The organism is Streptomyces sp. NPDC029296, assembly GCF_055569255.1.
Genome location: NZ_JBVHXT010000019.1, coordinates 142583 through 154238, shown reverse-complemented (window position 1 = coordinate 154238; position 11656 = coordinate 142583). Strand labels below are relative to the sequence as shown.

Genomic DNA, 11656 nt, shown 5'->3' with positions numbered 1-11656 from the left:
GTGGGGCTGAGCGGCAGCCTCGCACGGTTCCGTTTCACGGACAGCGGCGGCAGGGAGACCACCGGCGCGCAGGTCGACTACAACGGCTCGCCCGCCGGGTACGCGGATGCCCCCGGTGACGCCCTCGCCTATGTCGACGCGCACGACAACGAGTCGCTGTTCGACGCGCTGGCCTACAAGCTCCCGGCGGCCACTCCCGCCGCCGGCCGGGCCCGGATGCAGGTGCTGGCCATGGCCACGGCCGTGCTCTCCCAGGGCCCGGCGCTGTCCCAGGCGGGCAGCGACCTGCTGCGGTCCAAGTCCCTGGACCGCAACTCCTTCGACAGCGGCGACTGGTTCAACGCCGTCCACTGGAACTGCGCCGACGGCAACGGCTTCGGCCGCGGCCTGCCCCCGGCGGCCGACAACCGGTCCAAGTGGGACTACGCCCGGCCCCTGCTCACCACGGTGAAGGCCGGCTGTGCGGACATCACCGCCGCCTCCGCCGCCTACCGGGACCTGCTGAAGATCCGCACCACCGAGAAGGCGTTCTCCCTGACCACCGCCACCGAGGTCCAGCGGCGGCTGTCCTTCCCGCTGTCCGGCGAGGACGAGACACCCGGCGTCATCACCATGAGACTCGGCGACCTCGTCATCGTCTTCAACGCCACCCCGCAACAGCGGCGACAGCGCGTCGACACCCTCGCCGGCACCTCATACCACCTCCATCCGGTACAGGCCGCAGGCGCCGACGAAACCGTGAAGTCCGCCTCGTACACGGCCGGTTCGGGCACGTTCACCGTCCCGGCACGAACTGTCGCGGTGTTCACCCGCTGAGTCACGGTTCCCCGCACACACGAAGGGTGCCCCTCGCTCGGCGAGGGGCACCCGTCTGTCGTGGCGTGTCAGGAAAGGCGGACGCCGGTGGCGGCGAGCAGGGCGCCGTTGGGGGCCCGCTGGGTGGCGATGAGCTGGGCGCGCAGGGCGGCCGGAACACGGTCACGGTCGCGGGGGTCGACCGTGAACGCCGGGTCGTCCGCCAGCTCGGGATGTGCCGACTTCTGCGCGTCCGTGAGCTTCGACGGGAGCAGCCGCAGCCAGTGTCCCTCGTCGGACAGCGCGCCGTCCTCGACGGTGATGCCCCCGTCGGGGGCGTACACGAGCTGCTGGCTGGTGGAGTCGGTGGTCTTCACCTTCCACACGAGCGTGTCCGTGTCGATCCACCGGGCCTTGGCCGTGCCGAGGTCCAGGTCGGGTGCGCTGCCCACCGTCGGCAGCAGGTAGTCGCTGTCCCCGCCGATCAGCCAGGTCTCCTTGCCGTAGGTGGCGAAGTCCAGCGAGCGGTCGGCGGTGATGTCCTTCTCGTCGCCCTTGTGGACGATGTAGCTGAGCGAGGTCGCGCCGTCGGCGAGCGGCACCTCGAAGGTCACGCCGAAGGCGTCCCTGCCGGTCGGCGTCAGCGGCGCCGACCAGTCCGTGGGGTGCCGGGCACCGGTCCAGGTGTGCAGGCCCCAGCCGTCGTAGTCGCCGTCGGCCCGGTGGTAGTGGATCACGGCCTTGGCCGGGTCGGGGGCCGGGTAGGCGCCGGGCGGTGCCGTGTCCGACTGGCCGTCGTCGCCCTGCCGGATCCACACCTCGCCCGTCTTGTCCAGGTCGATGGTGCGCCGCGGGCCGTCCGCGGTGCCGTTCCCGGTGACCGTGTACGTCAGGCTCCGCGCGCCGTCCTCCGGCTTGACCCAGGCGAACGCGCCGTAGGCGTCCCGGCCGGTGAACTCGGCCGACTGGCCCGCGCCTTCGAGGCGCCGGCCGGTGTAGTCGCCGTCCGGGCGCTGGTAGTGCACGACGGCGTAGGCGCGGTTCAGGGCGCTCGGCGGCCTGGGCGCCGCCGCCTGGCCGGCCGTGCTCGTGGCGAGGTCGCTCGCGGTGCGGCCCGCGAGGTCGACGGCCACGGCCTTGTAGCGCAGGGGCGTGCCCTGGGCGACGGTGCCGGGCAGGTGCTGGGTGACCTTGTACGGGGCGTGGTCGGCGGTGCCGAGCGTCCGCCACGGTCCGTCGCCGACCTGGGCGGCGAAGACGACGCGGTCGAGTCCGCCGCCGCTGACGTCGGCGGAGATGTCGACGTCTCCGGTGGCGCCCGCCGCGGGTGCGGTGAGTTCCAGGGCCGGCCGGGTGGCCGGCGTGCCGGGTCGCTGCGCCGCCTTCAGCACCACGGACGACAGCGGCGGGATGGTGAGGGTCACGCGGGTGTCGGCGCCGCTGGTCACCGTGTCGCTGGTGCCGTAGAGGCCCTGGTAGGCCATCCGGGCGTAGCCCGTGGGGACGCGCACGGTCCGTGCCTGGGTGGCGTTGTTGGACGCGACCAGGTAGTGGCCGCGCCGGTGGGTGTCCGTCCGGGTGAAGGCGTAGACGGAGCCCTGTGCGTAGCGTTCGGTCTGGACGCCGTCGCGCAGGGCGGGGTGGCGCTTGGTCAGCCGGGACAGGGCGGCTATCGCCCGGTACAGGGGGTGGGAGGTGTCGTACGCGTCCGAGGCGGCCGTGCGGCCGGTGCCGATCTCGTCGTCGTCCAGGTAGTCCGGCACCTTCGAGGCGAACATCGTCTGCCGGGCGTCCTTGTCGCCGCCGGCCCCGGTGAAGCCCTGTTCGTCACCGGAGTAGACGACCGGGTTGCCCCGGGAGAGGAACATCAGCTCGTGGGCGAAGCGGTCGCGGCGCAGGAGTTCGGCGTCGTCGGCCTTCGGGTTGTCCTTGAGCAGGAAGCCGCCGATGCGGCCCATGTCGTGGTTGCCGAGGAAGGTCACCTGCTCATAGGCGTTCGCCTTGTCGGTGGTGTAGCGGTAGTCCTGTGCGAAGACGTCGGCGAGCCGGTCGGCCGCCCGGCCCTGGGAGGCGTACTGGCGGATGGCGTCCTGGAGCGGGAAGTCGAGTGTCGCGTCGAGACGGCCCTGGCGCACGTACGGCGAGGTGACGGCCGGGTCGGAGGACAGTGTCTCGCCGAAGACGAAGAAGTCCTTCCGGCCCTTCTTGGCCGCGTAGGCGTCCAGTGCGGTCGCCCACTGGGTCCAGAAGGCCATGTCGACGTTGCGGACGGTGTCGACGCGGAAGCCGTCGACCCGGAACTCGTCGACCCACTTCTCGTAGATCTGTTCCATGCCGCGCACGACCTCGGGGCGCTCGGTCCACAGGTCGTCCAGACCGGTGTGGTCGCCGTAGAGGGTGCTCTCGCCGGCGAAGGTGGAGTCACCCCGGTTGTGGTACATGGTGGGGTCGTTGAGCCAGGCGGGGACCTTGGCGTCGCGTTCGGTCGGGGCGACCTGTGGTGTGTAGGGGAAGCTTCGGGCGTCGACCTCGCGCATGCCCTCGCCGTCGTCGAAGGGGCGGCCCTCGGTGTCCAGGTAGGGGTAGGCGCCCTTGCCCCGGTACGCGAACGTCTTCTCGGTGTTGGTGACGGTGTCGGCCGTGTGGTTGGTGATGACGTCGAAGAAGACCTTCATCCCCTTGGCGTGGGCCTTGCGGATGAGTTCCGCGAGGTCGGCGTTGGTGCCGAAGTGCGGGTCGACCCGGGTGAAGTCGGTGATCCAGTAACCGTGGTAGCCGGCGCTCTCGCCGTTGCCCTGCACGGGTTTGTTCTTGAAGATCGGGGCCAGCCAGATCGCGGTGGTGCCGAGCCCCTTGACGTAGTCGAGCCTGCTGATCAGGCCCTTCAGGTCGCCGCCCTGGTAGAAGCCCTTGTCGGTGGGGTCGTAGCCGGTGCTGGTGCGGTCGCCGGTCAGTCCGCCCCGGTCGTTTCCGGCGGAGCCGTTGGCGAACCGGTCGGGCAGGAGGAAGTAGAACTGTTCGCGGGTCAGGTCGTGGCGGGCCGTCACCGCGGCCAGCCGGGCGTCGGAGGGCGGGGCGGGCGGCCGGTCCGAGGCGGTGGCCGGCTGGGCGGCGTGCAGGGCCGTGGCGAGCAGTGCGGCGGTGACGGCCACGGTGGCGGCACGGGTGACGGCGGCCGGGAGTCTCCGGCCGCGCGGGCGTGCCGGTGGCCGGCCCGGGTTGCCGCGGGCGGTGGATGCTGGGGTCACGGTGCGGCTCTTTCCTTTCGTACGGTGTGCTGGGGAGGTCAGCCGGGGGGCAGGTGCACGGTCGTCGCGCCGAGCAGGGCCCCGTCCTGTCCTCGCTGGGTGGCGATCAGCTGGCGGCTCGCCCGGGCCTCGGCGATCCGGTCGCGGTCCCGGGGGTCGACGGTGAAGGCCTGCTGGTCCGCGAACCCGGGATGGGCGGACCGCTGCGCGTCGGTCAGCCGCGTGGGCAGCAGGCGCAGCCAGTGCCCCTCGTCCGACAGGGCACCGTTCGCCAGGCGGATGCCGCCGTCGGGTGCGTACACGAGTTGCTGGCTGGCGACTCCGGCACCGGTCCCCCGCCATACGACGGTGGTGTCGTCCAGCCAGGTCGCGGCCGACGTGGCGAGGTCGAGGCCGAAGGCTCCGCCGAGGGTGGGGGTGAGGTAGGTGCCGTCCCCGGCCACGCGCCACACCTCGTGGCCGTAGAGCGAGAAGTCGAGGGTTTCGTCGGAGGGGACGTCCTTGTCCTCCTTCTTGTGCAGGAGGTAGCTGAGCGAGTCCGCGTGTTCGGTGAGCGGGACCTCGAAGACCAGGCCGAAGGAGTCCCGGCCCACCGGCCGGATGGGGTCGTTCCACTCCGGCGGGCGGGCCGCTCCCGTCCAGGCGTGCAGGCCCCAGCCGTCGTAGTCGCCGTCGGGCCGGTGATAGTGGACGACCGCCTTCGCCGGGTCCTGGGCCGGGTACGTGTCCGCGGGTCTGGTTCCCGTCACCGCGTCGCTGCCCTGCTCGGTCCACACCTCGGGGGTGGCGGCGAAGTCCAGCGTGCGCGTGGGACCGTCGGGGACGCCGTTCCTCTCCACGGTGAAGGGGATGTCGGTGGTGCCCTCGGCCGGGGCCAGCCAGGCGAACGCTCCGTAGGCGTCCCGGCCGGTGAAGGCGGCGGTCCGGCCGTCGGCCGTGCGCAGCAGCAGGCCGTCGTAGTCGCCGTCGGGCCGCCGGTGGTGGACGACGGCCCAGTGGCGTGCCGCCGTGGGTGCGGGCACCGTCGCCGCCCGGCCCGCGGTCGTGGTGGCGAGGGCGCCGGCACTGCGGCCGGTCCGGTCGACGACGACCGCCTTGTACCGCAGCGGCGTTCCCTCGGGGACGTCCGGGGCGAGGGTCTGGGTGGCCTTGTACGGCGCGTGGTCGGCGGTGCCGAGCGTCCGCCACGGGCCGTCGCCGGTCTGGGCGGCGAAGACGACGCGCTGGTATCCGCCGCCCGTGACGTCGGCGGAGATCTCCACGGTTCCGTGGGCCCCCGCGTCCGGGGCGGTGAGTCGCAGCGCCGGTCCGGACGTCGAGGGGCGCGGTGGTCCGGCCGCCCGGTACACGACGGACGACAGGGCCGGGACGGTCACGGTGATCTTTCCGTCGGCGTCGGCGCGGGCGCTGCCGGCGGCACCGTACAGTGCGCGGTACGGGAGGTCCGGCGAGCCGGCCGGCAGGGTGACGGTGCGGTCCTCGGTGGCGTTGTTGAAGGCCACCAGGTAGTCGCGTCCCTCGCGGACGTCGGTGCGGGTGAAGGCGTAGACGGAGCCCTGTGCGTAGCGTTCGGTCTGGACGCCGTCGCGCAGGGCGGGGTGGCGCTTGGTCAGCCGGGACAGGGCGGCTATCGCCCGGTACAGGGGGTGGGAGGTGTCGTACGCGTCCGAGGCGGCCGTGCGGCCGGTGCCGATCTCGTCGTCGTCCAGGTAGTCCGGCACCTTCGAGGCGAACATCGTCTGCCGGGCGGCCACGTCTCCGCCCGAGCCGGTGAAGCCCTGTTCGTCACCGGAGTAGACGACCGGGTTGCCCCGGGAGAGGAACATCAGCTCATGGGCCAGGCGGTCGCGGCCGAGGAGTTCGGCGTCGTCCGCGCCGGGGTGGTCCTGGGCGATGAAGGTGCCGATGCGCCCCATGTCGTGGCTGCCGAGGAAGGTGACCTGGCTGTAGGCGTTGGTCTTGTCGGTGGTGTAGCGGTAGTCCTGCGCGAAGACGTGGGCGAGGTCGTCCGCGGGGCCGCCGCGTGAGGCGAAGTTGCGGGCGGCGGCCTGGAACGGGAAGTCGAGCGTGGCGTCGAGCCGGCCCTGGGTGACGTAGGGGGCGGTGATCGACGCGTCGGCGGAGAACGCCTCGGCGAAGAGGAAGAAGTCCCGGCGGCCGTGCCGGGCCGCGTGGCGGTCGAGGGCGGTGGCCCACTGGGTCCAGAAGGCCATGTCGACGTTCTTGGCGGTGTCGACCCGGAAGCCGTCCACGCGGAAGTCGTCGACCCACTTCTCGTAGATCTCCTCCATGCCCCGGACGACCTCCGGCCGTTCGGTCCACAGGTCGTCCATGCCCATGAAGTCGCCGTCCAGGGCGCTCTCCCCGGCGAAGGTGGAGTTGCCGCGGTTGTGGTACATGGACGGGTCGTTCAGCCAGCCGGGCACCTTGCGGTCCTGCGGGTCGGCGGAGACGCGGGGGGTGTACGGGGCGCCGTCCGCGTCCGCCGGGCGCATGCCGGTGCTGTCGTCGAAGGGGCGGCCCTCGGTGTCGAGGTAGGGGTAGGCGCCCTTGCTGCGGTATCCGTAGCGTTTCTCGGCGTAGTCGATGGTGTCCGCGGTGTGGTTGGTGATGACGTCGAAGAAGACCTTCATCCCCTTGGCGTGGGCCTTGTCGATCAGCTCGGAGAGGTCGGCCTCGGTGCCGAAGTGCGGGTCGACCCGGGTGAAGTCGGTGATGGCGTAGCCGTGGTAGTTGGCGGTCGCCCTGCCGTCGCGGACCGTCACGGGCTTGTTCTTGAACACCGGTGCGAGCCAGATGGCGGTGGTGCCGAGGCCCTTGATGTAGTCGAGGTGGTCGATGGCGCCCCTGAGGTCGCCGCCCTGGAAGAAGTCCTTGTCGGTCGGGTCGTAGCCGGTGGTGGTGCGGTCGCCGGTCAGTCCGCCCCGGTCGTTGCGCGTGGAGCCGTTGGCGAACCGGTCGGGCAGCAGCAGGTAGAACTGTTCCCGGCTCACCGCCGGGCGGGCCGGCTGGTGTGCGAGCCATGCGTCCGTCGGCGGCCGGGGCGCGGTCCGGGCGCGAGCCGGCGGCGGGGGCGGCCCGGCGGCTGTCGCCGGGGGCGTCAGCGGTGGCAGTGCGGCTGTGCACAGCGCGACGGCCAGGACGGTGGCGTGGTGTCTGGGTCTGCCGACCACGTGACGCATCTCCTCGGGGTGTCGGTCGTGGGCAAGGACGGGGCGCCGCCGTGCGGCGGGGCGCGGGACCGCCCGGCCCCGGTCGCGCGGGGCCGGGCGGTCGTTGCCGGTGGGCGCCGTTCGTCTGCGGTGAGCGGCGCTCGCTCGTCTTGGGGGTGGTGCGGTCAGGTGCGCCAGGTGTCGTTCAGCGTGACCACGCCGCCGGACGGCACGGTGGCCGTCCGGTTGGCGCCGCTCTCCCAGGTGACGTTGCCGCCGGCGTCCTTGCGGAGGTACTTGTACTCGAACGTGGTGCCCGCGGGCAGGGACTGGTCGAGCTTCCAGACGGGGTAGCTCGCCGGGTCCAGCTTGAGGGCGTTGGAGGGGTTCCAGTTGCCGAGGGCGGAGGTGCCGCCGACGACGTAGATGTTCTGCCCCCACTGGGTGGTGGCGTTGACGCGGAACGAGGCTCCGGTGGTGGGGTCGGGATCGGGGTCGACGGTGGTGTCGCAGTTCTTCGCCCCGATGTGCAGGGCGAGGGCGGAGTTGGCGCCCAGGGTGGCGGTGAAGCGGCCGGACGAGTCGACGGTCACCCCCTTGCCGCTCTGCACGTCGCAGTAGCTTCCGGCGGGCAGGGAGGTCTGGAAGGTGCGGGTGAGGGCGGAGCCCTCGTGGTTGATGGCGACGTAGGCCTTGTCGCCGCGGCCGAAGGCGATCTGGTTGTTGCCGTTGTCCCACCAGTCGGTCACGGCGGTGCCGGCGGCCGTGTTGCGGAACTTGACCATGCTCGCTATCTCGCGCCAGGCGTGCTGGCACTTCCAGCCGTCGGTGTAACAGGCGTTGACCTGGCCGTTGTTGGGTCCGCCGGCGTCCTTGTCGCTGAATTCGTAGCCGGAGTGCACGTCGGGTGAGCCATACGGCCAGGCCAGCATGAAGACGTGGGCGAGGGTGTAGTTGGCGCCGTCCTTGTAGGTGAGGCTGCCGCCGTTGCGTTCGGTGTCGTGGTTGGTGACGAAGACGGACGCCTTGCCGCTGGAGACGTAGCCCCAGGCCTCGCCGAAGTTCTTCAGTTCGGCGAGCTTCTCGTTGTTGAAGACCCGCTTGAGGTCGTAGGCGTAGCGGAACTCCTGGACGTCGCCCGTGTTGTAGAACTCGGGCGGCTGGACCGCCTCCCCGGCTGCGCCGATCGTCTCCTGGTTCCAGTACACGCCGGGGTTGGACAGGCGGGACTTGATGTTGGCGAGGTCGTCCTCGGGGATGTGCTTGGCGGCGTCGACGCGGAAGCCGTCGACGCCGAGGGAGAGCAGGTCGTTCAGGTAGCCCGCGATGGTCTTGCGGACGTACTCCTCGCCGGTGTCGAGGTCGGGCAGGCCGCCCATCTCGCAGTGCTGGACGTTCCAGCGGTCGGCGTAGTTGCTGATGCTCGTGGTGCAGTCGTCCATGTCGGCCGCGGAGTAGGTGCCGGGGTAGTCGTACTTGCTGAAGGACGACCCGGCGGAGCCCGTGCCGGAGGCGTTCGCCATGTGGTTGATCACGGTGTCGGCGACCACCTTGACGCCCGCCGTGTGACAGGTGTCGACCATGTTCTTGAAGTCCGAGCGGTTGCCCAGCTTCGTGCCGATCTTGTAGCTGACGGGCTGGTAGGCCGTCCACCAGGAGGTGCCCTGGATGTGCTCGTTCGGCGGGGAGACCTGGACGTAGCCGTACCCGTCGGGGCCCAGCCGGTCCGTGCACGCCTTGGCGACGGACTTGAAGTTCCATTCGAACATCACCGCGGTGACGTCCTTGCCGCCGGGCGCGCTCGCCTGCGCCGGCGTCGGTGCCGTGACGGCCACAGCGGCTCCCGCCAGGGCGGCGAGTACAGCGGCCACGGTCTTTCTGGCCATGGTTGCTCCAGTGGGGAAGTGGGGTGATACCGGAGTCAGCCTTGGTTGACAACGCGCCATGCCAGGTAAGGCCGTTCGATGGTTCTTTCTGCAAGAAATTGCGGTCGAGACCGTACGGCGCCGCTTACCGCAGGTCAACCCCTCGCGCAGAAATGACAGTTGAGCAGGAAATAGTTGAAGGACCTGGGCGCAAAGTCTTTCGCAAAGGTTTTCAGAGTGTTACGTTCAACGAACTCCGGCCCCCGGCCGCGGGGTGCGCACCCGGTGTGTCCCCGACGCGCCCGGCCGTGCGGGCCGGAGGCACGGAAAGACTCCGCCGCCCCGTCAGACCGACTCCAGCAGGGGCTCCCACCAGGCCCGATGGGCCCGGTACCAGTCCACCGTGGCGGCCAGCGCCGCCTCGAAACCGACCCGCGGCCGGTATCCCAGCTCCGCGGTGATCTTGCCGTGGTCCACCGCGTACCGCCGGTCGTGGCCCTTGCGGTCCTCGACGTGTGTGATGCGCTCCGGGTCGGCGCCGCACCGGCGCAGCAGGCGGTGCGCGAGGTCCAGATTGGTCAGCGAGGTGCCACCGCCGATGTTGTACGTCTGTCCCGGCCGTCCCGTCGTGCGCACCAGCTCCACCGCCCTGACGTGGTCGTCCACGTGCAGCCAGTCGCGCACCTGCCGCCCGTCGCCGTACACCGGCAGGTCGCCGCCGGTCAGCAGGGTGGCGACGAAGCGCGGGATGACCTTCTCCGGGTGCTGGTAGGGCCCGAAGTTGTTGGAGCAGCGGGTCACCCGGACGTCCAGGCCGTGGGTGTGGTGGTGGGCCAGGGCCACGAGGTCGGCCGCCGCCTTCGACGCCGCGTACGGAGAGCTGGGTCTGAGCAGGTCCTCCTCCCGTGCGGCGCCCTCGGGTATCGAGCCGTAGACCTCGTCGGTGGAGATCTGCACGAAGGTGCGCACCCCGTGCCGCAGGGCGGCGTCCAGCAGGGTGTGGGTGCCCAGCACGTTGGTGTGGGTGAAGCCGGTGCCGTCCTCGATGGAGCGGTCGACGTGCGACTCCGCCGCGAAGTGCACGATCTCGTCGTGCCCGGCCGCCAGCCGCCGTACCGTCGCGGTGTCGCAGACGTCGCCGTGCACGAACGTCAGACCGGGGTGGCCGCGCACCGGGTCGAGGCGGGCGAGGCTGCCCGCGTAGGTGAGTTTGTCCAGGACCGTGACCGCGACGCCGGACGGCCCCGCGGGGCCGAGCAGCGCGCGGACGTAGGCGGATCCGATGAAGCCGGCGCCGCCGGTGACGAGGATGCGTGAGGTCATGAGGTGAGCTGCACCTTGCTGTGGTCGCCGAGGACGAGACGGTGGGCCTGGGGCGGACGGGGCGCGGCGGTCACCACGGCCTCCCGGCCGATGAGCGACCGCTCGATGCGCGCGGCCCCTTCCACGCACGCGCCCCGGAGGAGCACCGAGAACTCGATCGCGCTGTCCTCGACCCGGCAGTCCTCGGCGATGGCGGTGTACGGACCGACGCTGGAGTTGTTGATGACGGCACCCGCCCCGACGACCACGGGACCGACGATCCGCGATCCTCGTACCACGGCCCCGTCCGCGATGCGGACCCTGCCCACCAGGACGCTGTGCGGATCGACCTTGCCCTCGACGCGCCCCTCCATCCGGTCCAGGACGTGCCGGTTGGCCTCCAGCAGGTCGTCGACGCTGCCGGTGTCGCGCCACGGCCGGGTGGTCGTCTCCGCGCGCACCGGCAGTCCGCGGTCGATCATCCACTGCACCGCGTGGGTGATCTCCAGTTCACCGCGCCCGGAGGGGCGGATGGCGCGCACCGCCTCGTGCACGGCGGGGGTGAAGGCGTAGACACCGACCAGGGCGAGGTCGCTGCGGGGGTGTTCCGGTTTCTCCTCCAGCCGGCGCACCGTCCCGTCGGCGTCGACTTCCGCGACGCCGAAGGCGGTGGGGTCGGGGACGGGGGTGAGGAGCAGGCGGGCGGCGTCCCGGTGTGCGGCGGCGCGCCGGACGAATCCGGTGACGCCGTCCTCCAGGTGGTTGTCCCCGAGGTACAGCAGGAAGTCGTCGTCCGCGAGGAAGGGGCGGGCGACCGCCACCGCGTGGGCCAGGCCCAGGGGCCGGGGCTGGTCCAGGTAGGCCACGCTCAGCCCGAAGGCCGAGCCGTCGCCGACCGCGCGGCGGATGTCGTCCCCGTGGTGGCCGACCACCACGCCCACCTCCTCGATGCCCGCGTCGGCTATCGCCTGGAGGGCGTAGTACACGACCGGCCTGTTGGCGATGGGGAGCAGCTGTTTGGCGCTCGTGTGGGTGAACGGCCGCAGCCGGCTGCCGGTGCCACCCGCCAGGACCAGGGCTTTCATGCCGGGCACCGGTGTCGCGGCGGGGACTGGATCTGTGGTCTCACGGATGTCTCCTTGAGCGAGAGTCGCGGTGTCACCGGTGGAACTGTTCTCGACTCAAGCAGAAGCCGCACAGCGGGCGCAAGGTCGTTCCGCAACTTTCAGCAACTTCTTGCATACAGCGCCACGTTGGTGTTTGACTCGCTCCCGGCACCGCCCAACGGCGCTGT

4 protein-coding genes and 2 pseudogenes are annotated in these 11656 nt (G+C 71.3%); 1 reads left to right on the top strand and 5 read right to left on the bottom strand.

Annotation, left to right across the window (positions count from 1 at the left end):
- On the top strand, window positions 1–816 hold an 816-nt coding region (locus ACZ4W9_RS18830), incomplete at its 5' end, for an alpha-1,6-glucosidase domain-containing protein (protein WP_467937026.1).
- A gap of 77 nt (window positions 817–893) precedes the next feature.
- Here ACZ4W9_RS18830 and ACZ4W9_RS18825 read toward each other — a convergent pair.
- From ACZ4W9_RS18825 to ACZ4W9_RS18805, 5 genes and pseudogenes are all read right to left on the bottom strand, one after another.
- Window positions 894–3947, bottom strand: a pseudogene (locus ACZ4W9_RS18825) (alpha-amylase family glycosyl hydrolase); the annotation flags it as partial.
- A gap of 152 nt (window positions 3948–4099) precedes the next feature.
- A pseudogene (locus tag ACZ4W9_RS18820) lies at window positions 4100–7225 on the bottom strand (alpha-amylase family glycosyl hydrolase); the annotation flags it as partial.
- Window positions 7226–7380: 155 nt separating this feature from the next.
- Complete coding sequence (locus ACZ4W9_RS18815; protein WP_467937024.1) at window positions 7381–9081, bottom strand: carbohydrate-binding module family 20 domain-containing protein; 1701 nt, start codon at window positions 9079–9081, stop codon at window positions 7381–7383.
- 324 nt (window positions 9082–9405) lie between these two features.
- A complete protein-coding gene (gene rfbB, locus ACZ4W9_RS18810; protein WP_467937022.1) occupies window positions 9406–10383 on the bottom strand; it encodes a dTDP-glucose 4,6-dehydratase in 978 nt (325 codons plus the stop codon).
- The gene (locus ACZ4W9_RS18805) at window positions 10380–11447 is read right to left on the bottom strand and encodes a glucose-1-phosphate thymidylyltransferase (RefSeq protein ID WP_467937020.1); all 1068 of its coding nucleotides are present in this window, start codon (window positions 11445–11447) and stop codon (window positions 10380–10382) included. The genes rfbB and ACZ4W9_RS18805 overlap by 4 nt, the downstream gene beginning before the upstream one ends.
- Between the last annotated feature and the right edge of the window lie 209 nt (window positions 11448–11656).

Excerpts from the sequence above, each read along its gene's own strand:
- ACZ4W9_RS18815 (WP_467937024.1), bottom strand. The coding sequence starts at position 9,081 with ATGGCCAGAAAGACCGTGGCCGCTGTACTCGCCGCCCTGGCGGGAGCC.
- rfbB (WP_467937022.1), bottom strand. The coding sequence starts at position 10,383 with ATGACCTCACGCATCCTCGTCACCGGCGGCGCCGGCTTCATCGGATCC.
- ACZ4W9_RS18805 (WP_467937020.1), bottom strand. The coding sequence starts at position 11,447 with ATGAAAGCCCTGGTCCTGGCGGGTGGCACCGGCAGCCGGCTGCGGCCG.